Source organism: Planotetraspora sp. A-T 1434 (assembly GCF_025420585.1).
Classification (GTDB): domain Bacteria; phylum Actinomycetota; class Actinomycetes; order Streptosporangiales; family Streptosporangiaceae; genus JAOEGB01.
The window spans coordinates 234886-256206 of sequence record NZ_JAOEGB010000008.1 but is presented as its reverse complement, the minus strand read 5'-3'; the positions used below and the strand labels follow the sequence as shown (position 1 = coordinate 256206).

At 71.1% G+C, this 21321-nt stretch carries 21 protein-coding genes; 8 read left to right on the top strand and 13 right to left on the bottom strand.

Going from position 1 to position 21321, the window contains the following annotated elements:
• Nucleotides 1–70 precede the first annotated feature (70 nt).
• Entirely contained in the window at nucleotides 71–868 is a 798-nt protein-coding gene (locus tag N5079_RS13420) for a tyrosine-protein phosphatase (RefSeq protein WP_261583979.1), read from the bottom strand.
• Nucleotides 869–1129: 261 nt separating this feature from the next.
• Here N5079_RS13420 and N5079_RS13415 point away from each other — a divergent pair, with 261 nt between their 5' ends.
• The 3 genes from N5079_RS13415 to N5079_RS13405 all read left to right on the top strand — a co-directional run bounded on the left by N5079_RS13415 (nucleotide 1130) and on the right by N5079_RS13405 (nucleotide 4724).
• Nucleotides 1130–2344 (top strand): SGNH/GDSL hydrolase family protein, encoded by a 1215-nt coding sequence (locus N5079_RS13415; RefSeq protein WP_261583978.1) that lies wholly within the window; start codon nucleotides 1130–1132, stop codon nucleotides 2342–2344.
• A gap of 59 nt (nucleotides 2345–2403) precedes the next feature.
• Entirely contained in the window at nucleotides 2404–4035 is a 1632-nt protein-coding gene (locus N5079_RS13410) for a serine/threonine-protein kinase (protein WP_261583977.1), read from the top strand.
• Nucleotides 4036–4154: 119 nt separating this feature from the next.
• Nucleotides 4155–4724, top strand: a complete 570-nt coding sequence (locus tag N5079_RS13405; protein ID WP_261583976.1) for a hemerythrin domain-containing protein — start codon at nucleotides 4155–4157, stop codon at nucleotides 4722–4724.
• Between the two features lie 110 nt (nucleotides 4725–4834).
• Here N5079_RS13405 and N5079_RS13400 read toward each other — a convergent pair whose 3' ends face one another.
• Nucleotides 4835–5191, bottom strand: a complete 357-nt coding sequence (locus N5079_RS13400) for a serine hydrolase domain-containing protein (protein WP_410007785.1) — start codon at nucleotides 5189–5191, stop codon at nucleotides 4835–4837.
• A gap of 10 nt (nucleotides 5192–5201) precedes the next feature.
• Nucleotides 5202–5846, bottom strand: a complete 645-nt coding sequence (locus N5079_RS13395; RefSeq protein ID WP_261583975.1) for an HAD family hydrolase — start codon at nucleotides 5844–5846, stop codon at nucleotides 5202–5204.
• 92 nt (nucleotides 5847–5938) lie between these two features.
• On the opposite strand from N5079_RS13395, the gene N5079_RS13390 reads away from it, so the two are divergent.
• Nucleotides 5939–7468, top strand: a complete 1530-nt coding sequence (locus N5079_RS13390) for a gamma-glutamyltransferase family protein (protein ID WP_261583974.1) — start codon at nucleotides 5939–5941, stop codon at nucleotides 7466–7468.
• Nucleotides 7469–7688: 220 nt separating this feature from the next.
• On the opposite strand, the gene hrpA is transcribed toward N5079_RS13390, so the two are convergent.
• The 3 genes from hrpA to ppgK form a co-directional block, all read right to left on the bottom strand.
• Nucleotides 7689–11726, bottom strand: coding sequence for an ATP-dependent RNA helicase HrpA (gene hrpA, locus N5079_RS13385; protein WP_261583973.1), 4038 nt, complete (start codon nucleotides 11724–11726; stop codon nucleotides 7689–7691).
• A gap of 195 nt (nucleotides 11727–11921) precedes the next feature.
• Nucleotides 11922–12548, bottom strand: a complete 627-nt coding sequence (locus N5079_RS13380; protein ID WP_315967826.1) for a winged helix-turn-helix domain-containing protein — start codon at nucleotides 12546–12548, stop codon at nucleotides 11922–11924.
• Nucleotides 12549–12868: 320 nt separating this feature from the next.
• Nucleotides 12869–13612, bottom strand: coding sequence for a polyphosphate--glucose phosphotransferase (ppgK, locus tag N5079_RS13375; RefSeq protein WP_261583972.1), 744 nt, complete (start codon nucleotides 13610–13612; stop codon nucleotides 12869–12871).
• A 153-nt stretch (nucleotides 13613–13765) separates the two neighbouring features.
• On the opposite strand from ppgK, the gene N5079_RS13370 reads away from it, so the two are divergent.
• Both N5079_RS13370 and N5079_RS13365 read left to right on the top strand, forming a co-directional pair.
• The gene (locus N5079_RS13370; protein WP_261583971.1) at nucleotides 13766–14062 is read left to right on the top strand and encodes a hypothetical protein; all 297 of its coding nucleotides are present in this window, start codon (nucleotides 13766–13768) and stop codon (nucleotides 14060–14062) included.
• A gap of 139 nt (nucleotides 14063–14201) precedes the next feature.
• Nucleotides 14202–14747 carry a phosphoribulokinase gene (locus N5079_RS13365; RefSeq protein WP_261583970.1) on the top strand — a complete coding sequence of 182 codons (546 nt, stop codon included), beginning with the start codon at nucleotides 14202–14204 and terminating at the stop codon, nucleotides 14745–14747.
• 38 nt (nucleotides 14748–14785) lie between these two features.
• On the opposite strand, the gene N5079_RS13360 is transcribed toward N5079_RS13365, so the two are convergent.
• The 5 genes from N5079_RS13360 to N5079_RS13340 form a co-directional block, all read right to left on the bottom strand.
• On the bottom strand, nucleotides 14786–15262 hold the full coding sequence (locus tag N5079_RS13360) for a hypothetical protein (RefSeq protein WP_261583969.1): 477 nt from the start codon (nucleotides 15260–15262) through the stop codon (nucleotides 14786–14788).
• A gap of 35 nt (nucleotides 15263–15297) precedes the next feature.
• A complete protein-coding gene (locus N5079_RS13355; RefSeq protein WP_261583968.1) occupies nucleotides 15298–15636 on the bottom strand; it encodes a hypothetical protein in 339 nt (112 codons plus the stop codon).
• A 239-nt stretch (nucleotides 15637–15875) separates the two neighbouring features.
• Nucleotides 15876–16274, bottom strand: a complete 399-nt coding sequence (locus tag N5079_RS13350) for a cupin domain-containing protein (protein WP_261583967.1) — start codon at nucleotides 16272–16274, stop codon at nucleotides 15876–15878.
• Nucleotides 16275–16423: 149 nt separating this feature from the next.
• Nucleotides 16424–16909 (bottom strand): flavodoxin domain-containing protein, encoded by a 486-nt coding sequence (locus tag N5079_RS13345; protein WP_261583966.1) that lies wholly within the window; start codon nucleotides 16907–16909, stop codon nucleotides 16424–16426.
• 55 nt (nucleotides 16910–16964) lie between these two features.
• Complete coding sequence (locus N5079_RS13340; RefSeq protein ID WP_261583965.1) at nucleotides 16965–17834, bottom strand: universal stress protein; 870 nt, start codon at nucleotides 17832–17834, stop codon at nucleotides 16965–16967.
• Between the two features lie 164 nt (nucleotides 17835–17998).
• Here N5079_RS13340 and N5079_RS13335 point away from each other — a divergent pair, with 164 nt between their 5' ends.
• Nucleotides 17999–18613 carry an Hsp20/alpha crystallin family protein gene (locus N5079_RS13335; RefSeq protein WP_261583964.1) on the top strand — a complete coding sequence of 205 codons (615 nt, stop codon included), beginning with the start codon at nucleotides 17999–18001 and terminating at the stop codon, nucleotides 18611–18613.
• Between the two features lie 158 nt (nucleotides 18614–18771).
• Here the strand turns inward: N5079_RS13335 and N5079_RS13330 are convergent, their stop codons facing one another.
• Complete coding sequence (locus tag N5079_RS13330) at nucleotides 18772–19620, bottom strand: universal stress protein (protein WP_261583963.1); 849 nt, start codon at nucleotides 19618–19620, stop codon at nucleotides 18772–18774.
• A gap of 173 nt (nucleotides 19621–19793) precedes the next feature.
• On the opposite strand from N5079_RS13330, the gene N5079_RS13325 reads away from it, so the two are divergent.
• On the top strand, nucleotides 19794–20063 hold the full coding sequence (locus N5079_RS13325; protein ID WP_261583962.1) for a DUF1876 domain-containing protein: 270 nt from the start codon (nucleotides 19794–19796) through the stop codon (nucleotides 20061–20063).
• A gap of 289 nt (nucleotides 20064–20352) precedes the next feature.
• Here N5079_RS13325 and ligD read toward each other — a convergent pair whose 3' ends face one another.
• On the bottom strand, nucleotides 20353–21321 hold the full coding sequence (gene ligD / locus N5079_RS13320; protein ID WP_261583961.1) for a non-homologous end-joining DNA ligase: 969 nt from the start codon (nucleotides 21319–21321) through the stop codon (nucleotides 20353–20355).

Genomic DNA, 21321 nt, shown 5'->3' with positions numbered 1-21321 from the left:
GGAAGCCCCACGTCTCCGAGGTTCCCGGGAAACCCTGCATGATCACGGCGACGGGTGGGTGGCCGGGTCACTAGTGGCGGAGCCGGGAGCGGAGCGCCTCGGTGTCCTCCGAGGTCCAGCCGTGGGCGTCGAGCCAGCCGGACGGGCCGCCGAACCTGTCGTCGAGCGTGGCGAGGAACTGCGCCATGTACTCGGGCCGGGGGAGGTGGCTGTCGGTGGGCTTGGAGTCCAGGTCGGCCCGGTAGGTCTCGCTGGCCCGCAGCCTCGCCAGGATCCTCTCCAGGCGCTCGCCGGTCGCCACGTAGTCCGCGATGATCGCCTCGCGGGTGACCCCCGCGACCGCCAGCGCCAGCGCGCTCACGACCCCGGTGCGGTCCTTGCCCGCCGCGCAGTGGACCAGCGCCAGGCCGTCCTCGCGGGCGAGCACCCGCAGCGCGGCCACGACCGAGTCGGGGCGGTCGCGCAGGTAGCCGTAGTAGAAGCCGGTGACGCGCAGCTCCGCGAAGGCCTCGTCCTCACGCTCGTCCTGCCACGGCAGGGCCCGGTCGTCGATCGTGTCCGCCTCGACGTCCGTGAAGCGGCCGCCCTCGGAGAACAGGCTGAGGTGGTGGATGCCGAGCTCAGGCATCCGGGTGAGCGGTCCGGGCCCCTCCAGCCGGACCTCCGCGTCCGACCGGAGGTCGACCACGTGCCGCAGTTTGAGATCGGCGACGAGCTGGGTGACATCTCTGCCGGTCAGCCCCTGGAGGTTGTCACCCCGCAGGATCCGCCCGAACCGGGTCGTCCCTCCGTCGGTGGTGGGGAGGCCGCCGAGGTCCCGTACGTTGACCGCGCCTTCCAGGACTATCCAACGCTCTTGTTCGTTCATCGCCCACGAGCCTATCCGCCGCGATGGACCGCCAGATGACGACGGCGTGGCCGCCGGCTGTCATCGGCGACGGACCCGCCTGGGCCGTGCGCGATCGAGGCCGAGGCGATCGGGTTTACACAGGTGAGTCTCATTCTCCGCTGCCACTGGCAAAACAGCCGTAAGGTAAGGCGTCGCGGACGCCGTTCCGCCTGCGCACGCCGAGCACGCCGCTCACCCCGAAGCCACAACCCTCGCGGTTCACATTCTTGGAGGAATCGGATGGCACGGCCGGCTCACCGGTTGACCGTGATCGCCCTGGCTCTCGCCGCGTCGCTGGCGGCCATGCTCCCCGCCGCCCCGGCGGAGGCGGGCGCCCATGCCCCCCGGAAGCCCGCGAGCCATCTGGTCGGCACGTGGACGGCGGCGAGCGACCGGCTGATGACGGCCATCGGCGGCCAGACCGTCCGGATGATCGTGCACACCAGCGTCGGAGGGGCCGACCTGCGCATCCGCCTGTCGAACGTGTTCGGGGCCGCGCCCGTCACCTTCAAGAGCGTCCACGTCGGCATCCAGGCGTACGGGGCGGAGATCCTCACGGACACCAACCAGCCGGTGACCTTCGGCGGCCACAAGTCGGTGACCGTGCCGCGTGGGCGGGCCGCCTGGAGCGACCCCCTCCCCGGCAAGGTCTCGGGCGGCCAGAACGTGGTGGTCAGCCTGTACGTGCCCGCCAACGTCCAGGGGGTCACCGGCCACGACCGGGCCTACGCGACGACGTTCCTGTCCGAGCCGGGCGACTACGCGGCCGACGAGACCGCGGACGGGTTCAGCTACACCAGCAACCAGTGGTACTTCCTGGACCGCATCGCCGTCGAGGCCGCACCCGCCGTCGGGTCGGTCGTCGCGTTCGGCGACTCCCTGACCGACGGCACCGGCCAGAGCAACGACGCCAACCGCCGGTGGACCGACTACCTCTACCACCGGGTCGTACGGCTCTCCGCGCCGAGGAGGATGGGTGTCCTCAACGCCGGAATCGCAGGGAATCGAATGCTCTACCCGAACGTGGGTCCGAGCGGCCTCCACCGGTTCTACCGGGACGCCCTCTCTCAGCCGGGCGTGCGGACGGTCGTCATCTACGAGGGCATCAACGACATCTCCCGCGGCTACTACACCTCGGCCAAGCCGCTGATCTACGCGTACCGGAAGATGATCAAGCTGGCGCACGCCAGGAAGCTGCGGGTCATCGGCGGCACGCTGACGCCGTTCTACGGCTTCGGCACCTGGACGGAGGAGCGGGAGGAGATCCGCCAGCAGGTCAACAGATGGATCAGGACCAGCCGAGCCTTCGACGGGGTCGCCGACTTCGACAAGGCCGTCCGCGACCCCGAGATCCCCGAGCAGCTCGCCGCGGCGTACGACCACGGGGACCACCTGCACATGAGCGACGCCGGACGCCGACAGCTGGCCTACGCCGTCGATCTCCGGCAGCTCTGAGCCGCACCCGGCGGCTTCAGCCGTACCGGACGGCGGTCACGATCGCTACGGTATGACCCATGGTCGCCCCCCTGGACCCGGATGATCCGCGCGCGCTCGGCGAGTTCCGGCTGAACGGACGCCTCGGCGAGGGTGGCCAGGGAGTCGTCTACCTCGGGCACACCCCCGGCGGCGAGCCGGTCGCGGTGAAGATCCTCAAGGCCGGGCTCGATCCCGCCGTGCGGGAGCGGCTCACCCGCGAACTGGACGCGATGCGCAGCGTCGCCCCGTTCTGTACCGCCCGCGTGATCACCGCCGTCGTCGAGGGGCGCGAGCCGTACGTCGTGAGCGAGTTCATCGACGGGCCATCCCTGCAGCAGCGGGTCTCCACGGGCGGTCCGTTGCGGGGTGGCGAGCTCGACAGGCTCGCGGTCGGTACGGCCACGGCCCTGGCGGCCATCCACGGGGCGGGGATCGTCCACCGCGACTTCAAGCCCGGCAACGTGCTGCTCGGGCCCGACGGCCCGCGCGTGGTGGACTTCGGCATCGCCCGGCAGGGCGAGAGCGACACCATTACGGCGGGGCCGATCGGCACCCCCGCCTACCTCGCTCCCGAGCAGATCGCCGGGCATCCGGCGTCCCCCGCGTCCGACGTGTTCGCGTGGGGCGCCACGATGGTCTTCGCCGCCACGGGACGCCCGGCGTTCGGGGCCGACAGCGTGGCCTCGGTCCTGCACCGGATCATGACGACCCACCCGGACGTGTCCGCCGTGCCGGCGTCCCTACGCTCGGTGGTGGAGCGCTGCCTGGACAAGGATCCGGCGGCGCGGCCGACCTCCCGCGACCTGCTCCTTGAGCTCGTGGGCTCGGCCCGCGACCCGCTTGGCGCGGGCACGGCGGCCGCCGTCTCCCCCGGCCCGGCGGGGCGGCCGGGCGTACAGCCCGCGAGTCACGGCGGAGCGCAGCGGACGGGTTACCAAGGCGAGCAGACGTCCGGTCATCCGGGTGGCGAGCCCGGCGCACACTGGACGGGGCCGCCCGCGAGTCAGCTGACGGGCCATGGGGCGCCGGCGACCGAGCCGCGGCTGACGCGGCGTAAATCCCGGGCAGGTGTCATCACCGGGACAGCCGCCGCCACGGCCGCTCTCGCGGTCACCGCCGCGCTGCTCGTGCCCCGCCTGCTGCCCTCGTCCGGTACGGCTGCCGCCAGTTCGCCGGCGCCGTCGGCCGCGTCCTCCGCCGGGGCGAAGACGCCCACCGCGAGCGGCACCGCGACCGACACGGCGGACGGCACGGCGACCGGCACAGCGGACGGCACGGCGACTCCGGCGAGCACACAAAGCACCGGGGACACGACCACCGGCGACACCGGCGGCGGGGGGAAGGGCGCGACCATTCCGGCGGCGTTCGCCGGCACCTGGCGGGGGCACATCACGCCGACCCCCGCGGGCTTCACGGACGAGTACGACATCGAGATCGTGCTGCGGCGAGGGCAGGACAAGGGAAGGTGGAAGGAGCCGGCCAACTCCTGCGACGGGACGTTGACGCTGATCGGCGCGACCGGCTCGGAGGCGACCTTCCTGCTCCGAAACGCAGGTGACTGCGTCCCGGGCACAGTGAACCTCACGACGAAGGGCGCGACGCTCGCCTACGAGTGGAACGACGACCTGGGCGTCCTGAAGTACAACGGCCTACTCGCCAAGGTCGGCTGACCCTGCCGGCTCGGACCCGCCCATCCGAATGCTGGGGTCCCTGTTGGACAGGGGGACTCGCGGGCGGTGTGAGCCGCCCCGAGCCGGGTAGTGCCGGGGTTCCACCCCGAGGAGGAACCATGGCAACGGACGTCATCAGCCTGATCACGGCCGATCACCGCGATGTCGAATCGCTCTTCGAGCGGCTCCAGAAGATGCCGGAGAACCGCCCGGCACTCCTGGCGGAGCTGGCCGCGAAGTTCATCGCGCACGCGCGGGCGGAGGAGGACAAGGTCTACTCCGCGCTCGCCAAGGCACGGCCGGAGGACAGGCAGGAGGTCCACCACGGCGAGGAGGAGCACCACGAGGCCGAGGAGATCCTCAGCGCGCTGCTCCAGGCGGACCCCGACGGGCCGGAGTTCGACACGCTGCTCCAGGAGATGGTCGAGGCGGTCTCGCACCACGTGCAGGAGGAAGAGACCGAGATTCTCCCCGACCTGGCGAAGGCACTTCCCCCCGAGAAGCTCGCGGAGCTGGGCCGTGTGTTCAGCCGGCGGAAGGCCGAGGAGCTCCAGACTCCGCCGAAGCCCCTGGTGCGGACCAAGGAGCAGCTGCTGGAGAAGGCCGAGGAGCTCGACATCCCCGGCCGCGCGCAGATGACCAAGGACGAGCTGCTGAAGGCCATCAAGGCGAAGAAGCAGCAGCAGTAGGGCGCCCCCGGAGGCGCCGGTGCCGGGCCCCGGCTGGCCGGGCTCCTGGGCTGCCTGGCCGGGCTCCTGGGCTGCCGGGGCTGTCGACGCTTGGGTTGTCTGGGGCGCGGTCATAGGCATCCGTACAGCGCGCCGACTATGAGGGTCCATCGAGGGTCGGGGCCGGAGGGGCTGAAGATGAGACGGTTCGGCGTATAGCCGAAGGCGATCTCCGCGTCCGGGTCGGCGAAGCCGAGCGCTCCTCCCGACCCGCTGTGCCCGAACGCGCGTGGGCTGGGAGCGAAGGGACGCATCTCGTTGGGCAGCATGTACCCCAGGCCGAAGCGCGTCCGGCCCAGAAGGACTTCGTCGTCTCCCTCGCTCCACACCTCGGTGTACCGGTCCAACGCCTCCCTCCCGACGATCTCACCGGACAGGAGCCCGCCGTACAACGTGGCGAGCGCTCTGGCGCTGGGCGCCACGGTCAGGGCGCCACGGTCAGGCGAGACGGGCGACGAGGTCGGCGAGGCCGTCCACGACGAGATCCGCCTCGGCGGCGTCGACCCGCTCGGCGTGGAGGAAGCCCCAGGGCCCTCGCCGAAGCAGGGCAGTCCTCATGCCGGCCCTCTTGGCGGGCAGCACGTCGTTGTCGAGCCGGTCGCCCACGTAGAGGATCTCCCCTGTGGCGCACCCGGCCACCGCCGCGACCTTGGCGAAGAACCCGGGGTCGGGCTTCTCCACCTCCCAGGCCGCCGATGTGTGTATGGCGTCCACGGGCAGGTCCATCGCGACGAGGGCGCTGTAGGCCTGCGGCGGCTGGTTGCCGGCGACGATGAGCTGATATCCGGCGTCGCGCAGGGCCGCGAGGCTGTGCCGTACGTCGGGATAGAGGTCTTCCGCGTCGAAGTTCTCGCGGAGGCCCTCCGGGTCCTCCTCCCGCCAGGCCGCGATCTCGGCCTCCACGTCGATGCCCGGACGGATGAGCTCGAACGCGTCCCCGTGCGGCCGGTCGAGCGCGGCCATGCCTCCGAGCACGCCCATGAAGGTCAGCCGGGGCACTCCGAGCCGGTCCGCCCAGCGCCCCCAGATCCGCGTCTCGTCGATCAGCGTCTCGCCCACGTCGAACACCAGCGCCCGGACCACGGTGGTTCCTCCGCATTCGTCACTATTTCTCCTCTGGAGCAACTCTAGGGCGGCCCAAGCGAGGCTTTCACCCCGTCGTAGAGTCGCCATCCATGAGCGAGACTCGGTTTTCCGTGAACGGGATGGTGTGCACCGTCGACCACCTGGCCTCAGCGGCGGGAGTCGCCATGCTGGACAGGGGCGGCAACGCCGTCGACGCCGCGATCGCGGCCAACGCCGTGCTCACCGTCACCGCTCCGCACATGTGCGGGCTGGGCGGCGACCTGTTCGCCCTGGTCCACGACGGCTCGACGGCCGCGCTCAACGCGTCGGGCCGGTCCGGCTCGGGGGCTGACCCGGAGCGGCTCCGGGCCGAGGGCCGGGACCGGATGCCGCACCTGCAGGACATCCGGTCGGTCCCGGTGCCCGGGTGCGCCGACGGGTGGATCGCCCTGCACGAGCGCTACGCCCGGCTGCCGCTCGGCGACCTTCTCGCTCCGGCCGTACGGCACGCCAGGGGCGGCTTCCCGGCCTCGCCGTTCCTCGCTCCCGGCGGCGAGTTCATCGGGTCGCTCCCCGGAGCCGGGGACTTCGCCGCCGCCAGGCAGCCGGGTGACGTGATCCGCCGTCCCGGCGTCGCGCGGACGCTGGAAGCGCTCGCCTCCGGCGGGCGGGCGGCCTTCTACGAGGGCGAGTTCGGCGAGGGCCTGCTCGCGCTCGGCGGCGGCGAGTACGTCCCGGAGGACCTGGCCCGGCCGAACGCCGACTGGGTCGAGCCCCTCCAGGTCGAGGCGTTCGGCCACCGGGTGTGGACGATCCCGCCGAACTCCCAGGGCTACCTTCTGCTGCTGGCCCTCGCGATCATCGCCAAGCTTGACCTCCCGGACGACCCGGCCGACCCGCGCTGGGCGCACCTGCTCGTGGAGTCCGCGCGGGCCGCCGGGCACGACCGCCTCGACGTGCTGCACGAGGGCGCCGTCGCTCCACTCGGCTCGGCCGACGATCGGCGGGCGCTCATCGACCCGGAGCGCCGTACGGCGTTCCACGACCACGGCGCGCGCGGCGACACGACTTACCTGTGCGTCGTCGACGGCGACGGCATGGGCGTGTCGCTCATCCAGTCGAACGCCGCGGGCTTCGGCAGCCTCCTCTTCGAGCCCAACACCGGGATCAACCTGCACAACCGCGGCATCGGCTTCAACCTCACACCAGGCCACCCCGCCGAGTACGGCCCGCGCAGGCGGCCCCCGCACACCCTGGCACCGGCGCTGATCACCGGGCCCGGCGGCTCGCTGCGGTCGGTCGTCGGCACGATGGGCGGCGACGCCCAGCCGCAGATCCTTCTGCAGCTCGTCACCCGGCTCCTGGGCCACGGGGAGAACGCCGGTCAGGTGATCGGCGCGCCGCGCTGGGCGCTGACGACCGGCGACACGGGGTTCGGCACGTGGCCGGAGGCGGCCGTCGTCGAGGTCGAGGACGGCGCCCCCTGGGCTGCGGGTCTGCGGGAGCGCGGCCACACCGTGGCGGCCGTGCCGTACGGGTCGAACTTCGGGCACGCCCACCTGATCGACGTGCTGCCGTCCGGCGTGCTCGCGGGAGCCGCCGACCCCCGCGCCCTCATCGGCGGCGCACTGGGGAGATAGTGCCGGGCGGGGTACGGCGGGGCGGTTCGGCGCGGGGGCGGGTGGGCGTGGAGGCCGGCGTAAGACCGTGCCAGAGACCACCGCGCCCGCGAAGGGCCGCGAACGCGGCCTCACCGGACCGCGACTGTCACGGCCGGCCGGAACACCCGGCCGACACCGTGCCTACGGACGGCACCGCCGACCTACCGCCGGGGCGGCGCCATGACGGGGCTCACCTCCGCTAGATCGCGTCGATGGCCTTGCGGATGCGCTTCTCCGAGATGGGGGTCGGCGTGCCCAGCTGCTGGGCGAAGAAGCTCACGCGCAGCTCCTCGATCATCCATCGGATGTCCTGTACGGCTTTCGCGTCCCGGTCGCCGGGCTTCAGCCGGTCGAGCAGGTCGCGGTAGTCGTCCTCGACATCGTGGATCTTGTGCATCCACTCACGGTCACGGCGGGGGTCGTCGGGCAGCTTCTCCAGGCGGCGCTCGACCGCCCGCAGGTAGCGGTGCAGGTCGGGCAGCCGGGCGTAGCCGGCGGCGGTGACGAAGCCGGGGTAGACGAGCGAGCCGAGCTGCTCCTTGATGTCGGAGCGGATGTCGGCGACGGCCTCCGCGAGGCCGTCGACGCCGTTCTGCGCGGTGTGCCAGGTCGCGAGGATCCGCTCGACCCTGGAGACGACCTCCTCGGTCGTGTCGAACAGCGACGCCCGCACGTGATCGCGGAGCCGGTCGAAGCCGGCCTCGTCCCATGCCGGTCCCCCGGCCTCGGCGATCAGCTTGTCGGCGGCGCAGGCCGTGCAGTCGTCGAACAGCGCGGGGGCGCTCCCGTGCGGGCTGCGGCTGAGAGCGAGCTTCTGGGCGGTGGCGAGCCCGCGCAGGATGGCCTTCGCGGGGCTCACCACATTGAGCAGCACCAGCCGCCGGGTGCCCGCCCACATGGCCCGCCGCTGCTCGGCCTCCGTCTCGAACATCCGGACGGCGACGCTGTCCGTCGTGTCGACCAGCGCCGGATAGGCCCGCATCCTGCCCTGCTCGAAGACCTTGGGCAGCGTGCCGATGGTCCAGCTCCGCAGGCCGTCGCGCTCCAGGTCGTCGGCCGCCTTCGACAGCGTGGCGCGCAGCTTGGGGGCGAGGCGGCGCTTGAGCGCCTCCAGGTCCTTGTCCTCGGCGACCGTCCGTTTCCGGTCGTCGACGACCCGGTAGGTGATCCGCAGGTGCTCGGGCACCTGGTCGAGCGCCCACGCCTCGCGCGGCACGGTCACGCCGGTCATCCGGTGCAGTTCCCGCTCCAGCGCGCCGAGGATCGGCTCGCCGCCGGGCTCCACGTGTTCGAGTACGGCTTTCGCGTAGTTGGGCGCGGGGACGAAGTTGCGCCGCAGCGGTTTGGGAAGCGACCTGATGAGCGCGGTGACCAGGTCTTCCCGGAGGCCGGGGATCTGCCAGTCGAAGCCGGCGGGGTCGACCTGGTTGAGCACGGCGAGCGGGATGTGAACGGTCACGCCGTCGGCCACGCCCCCCGCTCCCCCGTCAGCCGCCGCGTCGGCACCTCGGCCGGCCACCCCGGCGGCAGCTCCCCCGGCGGCGCCCGGCTCGAACCGGTAGGTCAGCCGCATGCGGTGCCCGTTCTGCCGCCACGCGTCGGGGTAGTCGCGGGCGCTGACCCCGGCGCTGGAGTTGACCAGCATCTCCGGCGTGAACGTCAGCAGGTCGGGCGTGGTGGCCGCGGTCTTCTTCCACCAGCTGTCGAAGTGGCGCCCGGAGACGACCTCGGCGGGGATCCGCTCGTCGTAGAAGTCGAAGAGGGTCTCGTCGTCCACGAGGATGTCCCGGCGCCGGGCCTTCTCCTCGAGCTGCTCGACCTCCTGCAGCAGCTTGCGGTTGTCGTGGAAGAACCTGTGGTGGGTCCGCCAGTCGCCGTCGACCAGGGCGTGGCGGATGAACAGCTCGCGGCTCAGCTCCGGGTCGATCCGGCCGTAGTTGACCTTGCGCTCGGTCACGATCGGCACGCCGTACAGGGTGACCTTCTCCAGGGCCACGACGGCGGCCTGGTCCTTCTCCCAGTGCGGCTCGCTGTAGGTGCGCTTGACGAGGTGCTGGGCGAGCGCCTCTATCCACTGCGGTTCGATCTTGGCGTTGACCCGGGCCCAGAGCCGCGACGTCTCCACGAGCTCCGCCGACATGACCCACTGGGGCTGTGACTTCGCGAGCGCCGACCCCGGGAAGATCGCGAACCGGGCGTTCCGGGCGCCGATGTACTCCGTCATGGGCCGCCGCTGGCCGTCCTGCCTGCGCTTGGCCTCGACGTCCTTGACGCCGATGTGCGACAGCAGGCCCGGCAGCAGCGACTGGTGGATCCGCTGGGGATCGGCGTCGACGCTGTTGGGGGTGATGCCGAGGGTCTTGGCGACCTGGCGGATCTGGCTGTCGATGTCCTGCCATTCCCGCACGCGCAGATAGTTGAGGAATTCCGACTTGCACAGCCGGCGGAACGCGCTGGAGGACAGCTCCCGCTGCTGCTCCCGGATGTAGTTCCACAGGTTGAGATATGTCAGGAAGTCGGATTCCTTGTCGGCGAAGCGGCGGTGCTTCTCGTCGGCCGCCTGCTGCTTGTCCGCCGGCCGTTCGCGCGGGTCCTGGATCGAGAGGGCCGCCGCGATGACCATGACCTCGCGGGCGCAGCCGTTCCTGTCGGCCTCCAGGACCATGCGGGCCAGCCGCGGGTCCACGGGGAGCTGCGCCAGCTTCCGCCCGAGCGGCGTGAGCTGTGCCTCCCTCTGTGCCTCCCTCTGTGCCTCCCTCTGTGCCCCCCTCTGCGCTCCCGCCCGGGCATCCCGCTGCGGGGCCGCCTGCCTGTCGCCCGGCGACGCGGCCGCCAGCGCGCCCAGCTCGTGCAGCAGGTTGACGCCGTCGCGGATCTGGCGGCTGTCCGGCGGCTCGACGAACGGGAAGGCCGCGATGTCGCCCAGGCCCAGAGAGGTCATCTGCAGGATGACGCTCGCCAGGTTCGTACGGAGGATCTCCGGATCGGTGAACTCCGGCCGGGAGGCGAAGTCCTCCTCCGAGTAGAGCCGGATGCAGATGCCGTCGGAGGTCCGGCCGCAACGGCCCTTCCGCTGGTTGGCCGACGCCTGCGAGATCGGCTCGATCGGGAGCCGCTGCACCTTGAGCCGGTGGCTGTACCGGGAGATCCGCGCCGTGCCGGGGTCGATGACGTACTTGATGCCCGGCACGGTCAGCGAGGTCTCCGCCACGTTGGTCGCCAGCACGATCCGGCGGCCCCGGTGGGTCTGGAAGACGCGGTGCTGCTCGGCCGCCGACAGGCGCGCGTACAGCGGGAGGACCTCCTCCCTGCGGCCCTTGAGCGCGTCGGCCGTGTCGCGGATCTCCCGCTCGCCGCTGAGGAACACCAGGATGTCGCCCGGTCCCTCGGCGCTCAGCTCGTCCACGGCGTCGACGATGGCCTGCGTCTGGTCGTCGTCCTCCTCGATCGGGCGGTGTCGCACCTCGACGGGGTAGGTCCGGCCGGAGACCTCGACGATCGGCGCGCCCTCCCCCGTGCCGGAGGCCGCGAAATGCCGGGAGAACCGCTCGGGGTCGATGGTCGCCGAGGTGATGACGACCTTGAGGTCGGGCCGCCTCGGCAGAAGCTGCTTGACGTAGCCCAGGATGAAGTCGATGTTGAGGCTGCGCTCGTGCGCCTCGTCGATGATCAGCGTGTCGTACTGCAGCAGGAGCGGGTCGGTCTGCATCTCCGCCAGGAGGATGCCGTCGGTCATCAGCTTGACCAGTGTCCCGTCGCTGGAGTGGTCGGTGAACCTGACCTTGTAACCGACCGCCTCCCCCAGCGGGATCGACAGCTCCTCGGCGATGCGCTCGGCGACCGTGCGCGCCGCGATCCGGCGGGGCTGGGTGTGCCCGATGAGCCCGTGGACGCCCCGGCCCAGCTCCAGGCAGATCTTCGGAAGCTGGGTCGTCTTGCCCGAGCCGGTCTCGCCCGCCACGATGACGACCTGGTTGTCGCGGATCGCTTCGAGCAGGTCGTCCTTGCGCTGGCTGACCGGCAGGCCGGGCGGGTAGCTGAGGATCGGGACGGCCTCCCGGCGCGCCGCGACGCGCCGCTCGGCGGCCTCGATGTCGCCGGTGATTTCCCGGACGACGGCCTGGCGTGATTTGCCGTCACGCACCTTGCGCATGCCGTCGATACGGCGGCGCAGCCTGCGCTCATCACGCAGCATGAGGCCGGGCAGGCGGCCTTGGAGATCGGCGAGCATGTTCATTCCATGCTCAAGGATAGGCAACCGCCCCCACCGCTCCGCCAACCGTTTTCGAACATCAAGATCGTTTGACCCGTGCGGCCGGTAGGGACGGCCGGGGCGGCCGGGGGCGCGCCCCTCTCCGGCGCCGCCCCGGGCTCAGGCACTTCCCCGGTGACGGCCCCCGCCCGTCGCCGCCCTCCAATCACGCCCCGACGGTTATCCGCGCGGCGGCTGGTACTTGTAGCCGACGTTCCGCACCGTCACGACCCGGTCGGCGTGGCGGCCCAGCTTGCGGCGCAGCCGGAGCACGTGGACGTCGACCGTCCGCACGCCCTCGTCGCCGTACCGATCCCACACCGCCGCCATGAGCTGGCGGCGGTTGAAGACCCGGCCCGGAGCGGAGGACAGGTAGTCGAGCAGCTCGAACTCCCTGAAGGTCAGTTCGATCTCCTCTCCGTCCACCCGCACCACGCGTGCCGCGCGGTCGATGACCACGTCCTCCGCCGGGGCGGCCGGCCGGGCCTGCCGCAGGTGCACGCTCTGCCCGCGCTCGCCCTGCCGTACGGCCTGGGCGTGCGGAACGCTCGGGGAGGAGGACTCTGTGAACTGGGCGGATTGGACGATCTGGGCCGCCTGCGAGAGCTGGACGGCTTCGAGCGCCTGCCGTCCGCCCTCCATCGGCACCATGTGCCCGACGATCACGAGCGCGGCGTCGACTCCGGGGATCGGCAGCACGCTGAGCACGGTCCCCTCCTCGATCGGCGGCAGCTCGCCACCCGGACTGCGGCCCTTCTCGTGACCCTGCTCTCGCTGGCGTGCGGCGAAGTCGATGACATGGGACATTCGCGATTCTCCTTGCCTGATGACGGTCTGCCGGGTTGGGGTGGAGCCGGCGATCAACAGGCGGCGCCGCAGACGCGGAGCAGATCGATGTGACGACGCTCGGTCAGTCCTCGCCATGAAGTCATGACGCCATCGTGACACGAACATTCCATGCTGTTCAAGTAGGGAAAAGGGGTATTACCAGAGTTGGCCGAAATAGAACCGGAGACTATGGTCGTCGACGCGCTCGGCGCTGATGCCGTACGGCTGCCGCTGGGGGTCGGTGCTCGTGCCGCTCGGGAGCCGTCCGCTCCGACGGTCCGTTTCGCGGGAGACAGGGCTCAGCTCGCCGGAGCCGGGTGCCCGGCCGCCGCGGCCATGGCGGCGCCGATGATCCCGGCCTCGTTCAGCAGTACGGCCGGCACGACCGGGGTGTCACCGAGGTCGATCAGCGGCAGGAACCTGTCCGCCTTCTTGCTGACGCCGCCTCCGACGATGATGAGGCTGGGCCACAGCAGGTCGCGCATGTGGACGAGGTACTCCTCCACGTGGGCGGCCCACTTCTCCCAGCTCAGGTCATGGGCCTCCCGCGCGTGGTCGGACGCCCGGTGCTCGGCCTCCTTGCCGCGGATCTCCACGTGGCCGAACTCGGTGTTGGGCACCAGCCTGCCGCCGGTGAACAGCGCGCTGCCGATGCCGGTGCCGAAGGTCAGCATCAGCACGACCCCCGCATGGCCGCGCCCGGCGCCGAAGGCGACCTCGGCGATGCCCGCCGCGTCGGCGTCGTTGAGCACTGCGACGCCCTCGCCGAACAGTTCGCTCGTCTTGACGCCGATCCAGGAGCGATCCACGTTGGCGGCCGTCCGGATCACCCCGTCCCGCACCACGCCCGGGTAGGTCACACCGACGGGACCACTCCACGAGAAGTGCTCCATGATCAGCTTGACGGTCTCGGCGACGGCCGCGGGAGACGACGGGACCGGGGTGGGGATGCGGAAGCGCTCTCGCGTGAGCCGGCCCGCGACGGTGTCCACCGTAGCGCCCTTGATCCCCGAGCCGCCGATGTCGATGCCCAGCACTTCCATGACTTCCTCGGCTTCCTCGACTGCTCCAGGGGTCCGGCGATCACGCTACCCCTCCACCCGGGATTATGCGCTTGATCATGCTGCTCCTTGGCGTGTTACGACATGGTCGCCGGGTATCGATAAAAGGGGAGAAATCACCACAAGGGGGACGAAATGATCAGCACCCTTCATCGGATGGGGCTACGCTCCAACATGATGTACATGGCCGGCATGGCCTCGATCGGCCTCTCAGTCGCTTCGTGGTTCGTCTCCAAGGAGTACGAGTCGGCCGGGCTGGACCGGGCGGACCGCTGGGCCCTCTTCGTGGGCGAGTGGGCGCCGACGTTCTTCGCCATGGGGGTCGCCCTTCGCATCGAGGAGACCCACGTCGAGAAGGGGCGCGAGACCGCGGAGTGGGAGGAGCAGGCAGCCGAGCACGGCATCCGTCGTCCGTCCCGCGCGGGCGTCTAACGGCGTCTTCTCACGTCGACGGCCCCGGGTGGGCGCGGGCCCCCGTCAAGGGGCGTCCGGCTTCGCCCACCTCGGGTGCTCCGCCGCGGATCCCCTCGCAGCCGGGTGACCCCGTCGTGAGCCGAAGTGGGACGTGCCGGTGGTGAACGCGCGAGCCGCCGAGATCGCGGCGTGGCTCACGGACCGTCCCGCCCGAGCCGGGGACACCCGGGTCCTCGCCATAGAGGGACGCTCGGGAGCCGGCAAATCGACCCTCGCCGCGGCCGTCGCGGCCGAGCTGCCCGCGCCGGTGATCCGGATGGACGACCTCTACGACGGGTGGGACGGCCTTCTTCCCGGGATGGACGCCCTGCTGGAATGGGTGCTCCAGCCGCTCGCGCGGGGCCGGACGGCACGCTGGCGCCGCTACGACTGGGACCGCGACCGGTACGCCGAGTGGCACGAGCTGCCCCACACCGGCGCGCTCGTCATCGAGGGCGTCGGTTCCGGCGCGGGCCGGGCTTCGCCGTACCTGAGCGGGCTTGTGTGGCTCGAGGCGGACGGCGACGTGCGCAGGAAGCGGGCGCTGGCACGTGACGGCGACCTCTACGTTCCCCACTGGTCGCGCTGGGCGGCCCAGGAGGAGCGCTACTACGCCTCGGACGACGTCCGCTCACGCGCCGACCTCATCATCGTCACCGGCTGACGGACCGGTGGAGCTCGGCCCCGGCCTCCCCAGGCGGCTCATTCCGGCCCGTGCCCGGGTCCCCGCTCCCCGACGGTGGCCAGCAGCATGAGGATCGCAGCCTGCGCCAGCGTCGCCGGGGCGAGAGGCGGAGACGGCCCGACGGTCTTGGTGAGCGCGTACCACCAGCGGGTGGTCCAGGGCAGGGCGTCCCATGTGGTGGCGTACCGCTGGTCCAGCGGCCCCGCGGCGTAGTTGGCCGACACGTGCTCGTAGATCCCGAAGAGTGAGAGCAGCAGGACGACCCCCGCCAGCCCGCGAATCCACGCGATGACCCCTCGGCGGCGCCGCGAACCGTAGAGCGCGACGGTGAGGGCGAGCAGGACGAGCGCGCCCCAGGGGACGAGTTGCACGGCGGTCCGCCAGTGTCGCTCAGTGGCCAGCTCGAAGGCGGTCCCCACGATGTCGACGACGGTGAGCGCGACAAGGCCCAGGCGCACCAGGCGCTGGGCGTCATCCCCCCGTACGGTTCTCACGGCCTCGTCCCGGATGTGACGGCTACGCGCACCCCTCAGGGCTTCAGGGCTGAGATGATCTTTGCCAGCGTGTCTTCCCCGGGGTGGTATTTGGCGAGGTTCCGCCGCAGTTTGGCCAACGTCGGATCGTTCGCCGGATACAGTCGATATTCGATCACCTCATCCGCCCACCGGCCGGGGTTGGGCACCTTCGCGGCCTTGAGAGCCGCCGCGATCTCCGCCTCGCTCGCGGTGTTGGCCGAGACCTTGCGCACCTGAGCCGCTCCGCTCTTGGCCGGGCCGGCGCTCTGTGTTGTGCTCGGTCGAGCCTTGTTCACCTTCTGGCCTGCGCCGCCGCCCTGATCACCGCATCCGGCCACCGCCGATCCGAGCACGGCGACCGCGACTGCCGCTGACAGCAGGGCCGGCCTGACCTGTGACAGCTTCACGTCTTCCCCCGGAACTCCCCAGCCGCCCAGAGCGGCTGCCCACTACGGCAGCGTCCCGGCGGGCGGTCGCGGCATGCGTGCTCATACCGAGTTCTGGAACAGCGATGGGGGAATTGTTGCCTCCGCCGCGGTTCTGGCTCCCCTACGGGCCCACCGACACCGCACCGCGGCCCGCCTACGGGGGACTATTCGAGGCTGGAGCGGTACTCCTCGTCGGACACGGGCCCGTGCCAGTGGGTCTTTCCGCTCGCCGTGACGGCGATGTGGACGAGGGTGTCGTCGGCGACGGCGCCGTGCCAGTGCTTCTCTCCGGGCTGCACGTGGATCCAGTCCCCGGGGCCCACCTCGGTTCCCCTGCTTTCGCCCCATCGCGTGATGACACCTCGTCCTGACAGCACGTACAGCGCCTGCTCCCCGTCGTGCGTATGCCAGCCGGAGCGCGCCTCGGGGTCATAGGAGAAGCGCTGGGCCCGCAGGCCGTCCGGCTGAACCGCCTCGAGAGCGGGGGCCTCCCAGACACCGTCCGTGAACCTGTCCGGTCCCGGCCTGCTGACTTTGATCTCGTTCTCGCGCACGAACCTCATCGCGACCCTCCGCTACGACGAACCATCGGGACTCCCAGCCATCGGACTCGAACACCGTGGCGACACGATCCCCGCCAGTCAACCCCCTTCCCATCGGCGTATGGATAAGGCGGCATACGCGGCGGCCGGCGGACTTCGTCAGGCATGACCTACCCGAGCTGGCCGGCGACGGACTTGGCCCAGGCCCGGACCTGTTCGGGGTTGCGGAAGTCGCCGGCCATCGTCCGTGCCATGGCGGAGGCGGGGAATCCCCGCGCGTCCGCCGCGAGGCGGCCTCCGAAGGTCATGTGGCCGATGGCGCCCAGCCGGGCCATCCACTTGGCCGCCTTCCGCACCGGAGGGATGTCCTTCTCCTCGGCGGAACGGTCGAGGGGACCGCTGCTGAACATCCAGACCGACGACGACTGAAGCGTCTTCTCGTGGCGGCGGGCGAACCGCCGGGCGTCCCTGTGCCAGGAGCCCATGTAGACCGCGCCGCCGAGTATCACGGCGTCGTAGCCACGCGCGTCGACCGCCGCATCCGCCGAGAGCACGTCCACCTGGTGGCCTTCCTCCCGTAACGCCGCGCCTATCCACTCGGCGATCTCCGCCGTCGAGCCTCTCTTCGAGCCGTACGCCACGAGCACTCGTGCCATGACACTCATCTCCTTCGACAGGCGGGAGGCCGGCTCCCACAACCCGCCAGACCGGTCATCGCCCTGTTTCGCCTGGCCGGACGATCGCGACGGGGCAGTGCGCCCGGTAGAGGACGCCGTGGCTGACCGAGCCGAGCAGCGCTCCGCCGAACCCGCCACGCCCCCTCGACCCCACGACGACCAGGTCGGCGGTCCGCGAGGCGTCCGCCAGGGCGGGGATCGGGTGCCCGCAGACGGCCGACTCGACCAGCGGGACGTCGGGATGTTTGTCACGCCACGGAGCCAGCCGCTGCCCCGCCGCACTCGACTCCCGGTCGAAGATCTCCCCCATCTCCCGCGTGTAGCCGACGGCGAAGGGCGAGAACATCGGGATGTCCCAGGCGTACACCGCGCGCACGCGGGCCTGCCGCAGCCTGGCCTCCTCGAACGCGAAGTCCACGGCCGCCTCGGAATGGGGAGATCCGTCGAAGCCGACGACGACCTCGCCGTACACGGTCTGCTGGGTTCTCCGGACGACGACCAGGGGAGCGACCGCGTGCGTGGCGAGTCCCAGTCCGACGGATCCGAGGACGAGCCCCGCGAAGCCGCCCATGCCCCGGCTCCCGAGGACCGTGACGCCGGCCCGCGCGGACTCGGTCATGAGACGTTCGATGACGGCTCCCGTGACGAGGCCCGTGGTCACGTCGAGGCCGGGCGCGCGCTGCCGGGCCCGGTCAGCGGCCAGGGCCAGCACGCCCTCGCAGTGCTCGGTCAGCGACTCGCCGAAGCCCTCGACGCCGTGGAAGGGGTGCTCGTTGGCCCACGGCTCCCGCACGTGGACGATCCTGAGCCTGGCGCCTCTCCTGTGGGCGTCGTCGGCGGCCCAGTCGACTGCGGCCAGAGCGGGCCTGGATCCGTCTACGGCGGCCACGATGAGTCCGGCCATGATCGATCTCCTCCGGGGTAGGTCTGCGAATTCATGACATCCCGGCGGAGCAGGCCCGCACAGTGGCCGAACGGCCCTGACACAAGGGACCTCCGACTCATGTGCCTCATGCCGTATGGCGATGTGATGGAGGCGTAGGTCAAGAGAAGACGGAGGTAGGGCTTATGAGCGTACCGATGCGGCGGGAATCGAGAGGGCTCGTTCCCGAACTCTTCGACTGGCTGGAGGCACCGCTCGCCGCGCTGCGGCCGGTGACAGGACAGCCGATCCGGTTCGAGGACTACGTCAAGGAGGGCCGGTACGTCCTGCGTGCCGAACTCCCCGGGATCGACCCCGAGAAGGACCTTGAGATCACTGTGGCCAACGGCGTTCTGACCATCCACGCCGAGCGGCGTCACGAGGAGCGGCACGCGTATCGGACCGAGTTCCGGTACGGCGCGTTCACCCGCTCCATCCCGCTGCCGCCCAACGCGGACGAGCGGAACATCAAGGCCACCTATGACCAGGGAATTCTCGAAGTCATGGTGCAGCTCACCGCCGAGGAGGAAGAGGGCCGGCGGATCCGCGTCGAGAGGCCCGGCGAGCAGGCGCAGCTTGGCGAGCAGCAGGTCCAGCAGCCCGGGGAGAGGGCTGAGGAGACGGCCGAGTTCGCCGGCCGGCCGGCAGAGGGGTCAGCGGAGTTCGGCGAGCAGCCGGCCGAGTCCTCCGCGCAGTATGGCGAGCAGTATGGCGACCTGCCCTCCGACCAGTCCGGCAGCCAGCCGGGCACGGAGAGCTGAGCTCCCCCCTTCAAGACGGGCCCGTCCGGCCGGGGCGGGCCCGGCTTGGGCTTCGAGGCGGCCGATCGGGCGCGCGATGACGCGAAACCTCATGGCAGGGGCGTCTCTCACTGTGCGTGTTGTCGTGTTGTCACTGTGCCCGGCGGGCCGGAACCGGGTCAGGAGCGGACGACGGCGACCGGGCAGTGGGCGTGGTGCAGGACGGCGCGGCTGACGGAGCCGAGCACGACGGATCCCAGGGCGCCGCGGCCGTGGGACCCGACCACGAGCAGGTCGGCCTTGCTCGACGCGTCGGTGAGCGCGTCGACCGGATGCGCGAACAGGACGTCCTCCGTCACGGGCACGTCGGGGTAGTCGCTCCGCCACACGTCGATCTTCTGGGTTGCGGCCCGTTGCTGGGCGTCCCGGACCTCGTCCATGTCGTAGGTGATCTCGGTCGCGAAGGCGTGCACGGGGAACTGCCACGCGAAGATCGCGCGAAGCGCGCTTCCGCGGAGCCTGGCCTCCTCGAACGCGTACGCCACGGCGGGCTCGCATTCGTCGGAGTCGTCGATGCCCACGACGACCTCCCCGTGCGTGTCCTCCCATCCGGGGCGTACGACCACAACCGGGCCGTGGGCCTGACCGGCCACGTGCGTGCTGACCGAGCCGACCACGATCCCGGCGAAGCCTCCCAGCCCCCTGCTGCCCAGGACGACCTCGGTCGCCCCTTTGGCCTTGTCACGAAGGACCTTGGCCGGCAGGCCCTCGATGATCTCCGCACTGACCGTCACGCCGGGCTGACGCCTGCGCACGACCGCCTCGGCCTGGGCCAGCGCGCGCTCGGCGTGCGTGGCCAGCGGATCACCTTCGTACGACGGGAACTTCGCGATGCCGTACGCCCAGCGGTCGACAACGGAGACCAGGCGCAACGGGCGCCCCCGGCGGGCCGCGTCGTCCGCGGCCCACTCGGCTGCGGCCAGCGCGTTGGGCGAGCCGTCCGTGCCCACGATGATCGGATCGGTCATGGCTTCCTCCTTTTCCCCATGGGACCTTGCCGCCGAAAGGGTTTCCCAGGGCCGGAGGTCCCGAGCTCCGCGGCCCAAAGGCGGCTCTTACCTACGGCAGGCCGTACCGGGTCGAAAGTCCCTTCCAGCGGCCCGATCGCCGGAGGGATGCTGGATGCCGGGAGGTGTTCGTCATGAAGACCAAACGATGGACTGTGGAGATCTTCCTCAACGAGGACGACAACGACGACGTCACCACCGCGACCGCCGTGCTGTACACGGGGGCGGGCAGGAGGCACGAGAGCGTCGGCCACGCCCGCCGGAACCCGTCTGACCGGCCGGTCCCGGAGATCGGCGACGAACTGGCGGCGGGGCGCGCTCTTTCCGACATGTCGGCCAAGCTGATCGGCGACGGCGCGGAGGACGTCGCCCAGATGGCCGGACCGGCGTACGAGACGCACTGACCCCCGGGACACGATCGACGGCAGACGACCCCGGTCGTGCCGCCCGGACCGGCCCCGAGGGCGGGTGAGCCGGCAGGCTGGGGGTCGTGAGACTCGGAGCGCGGTCGCCGGGCTGGGGCTGACATCTTTGGCTCGGGCTGACGTGGCCGGGCTCGGGGGTGACAAGTCGCCGGGCGCGGACTGACGTCGCCAGGCTCGGACTGACGTCGCCGGGCTCGGTGGCGACGAGTCGCCGGGCTCCGGCTGACCGCTGCGCGGGGCCGGGGAGACCGCGTACGAGTCCCAGAAGTCACTCCTCACGGGTGACCTCCTCCGGGGCCTTGTCCTCGCGGATTCCCCGCCACGAGGGATGGCGGAGCCGGTGCTCGCCGGTCCATTCGGCGTACTGGACCTCGCCCACGAGGACGGGCTCCACCCAGTGCGCGCCCCGGGCCTCCTCTCGTGGCGGCTCCTCGTCGTAGGGCGGCGTGTCCCGCTCCAGCGACGCGAGCCGTTCGGCCAGGTCGCGAAGGGTCGCCTCGGTGAATCCCGTCCCGACACTCCCCGCGTAGCGGAAGCGACCCTGGTCGTACACGCCCACGAGCAGCGACCCGATCATGCCGCGGCGGCGTCCCTCCCCGGGTTTCCAGCCGCCCACGACGACCTCCTGGGTGCGGAAGTTCTTGACCTTCACCCAGTCCGGAGACCGCCTGCCGGGCCGGTACGGCGAGGTCAGCCGCTTGGCGACCACTCCCTCGAAGCCCAGCCGGCGCGACTCGGCGAGGGCGTGGACGCCACCGTCCCGGTAGTACGGCGGGACGTCCCAGTGCGCTCCCCTCTCCACGAGCTGCTCCAGGAGGCCGCGGCGAGCGGTGTACGGCATGGCGATCGAGGACGCCGCGTTCACGTGCAGCACGTCGAACAGCAGGAAAGTAACCGGCACCGTCGTCATCAGCTGAGCGATCTTCACCTCGTGCCGCTGGTGCATCCGCGGCTGCAACGCCTCGAACGACGGCCTGCCCCGCTCGTCGAACGCCACGATCTCCCCGTCGAGCACGAGATCGTGGCCGCCCACGGCTCTGGCGAGCCCGAGCGTCTCCGGGTACGCCGCGGTGATGTCCTTGGCGTTCCTGGAGATCAGCCGGAGCCTGCCGCCCTCGATGTAGGCCAGCGCCCTGACGCCGTCCCACTTCATCTCGTGGGCGTAGCAATCATCGGGCTCCGGCATCGTCCCGAGCTGCGCCAGCATCGGGGAGTACACCGGCAGTCCGCTGCCCAT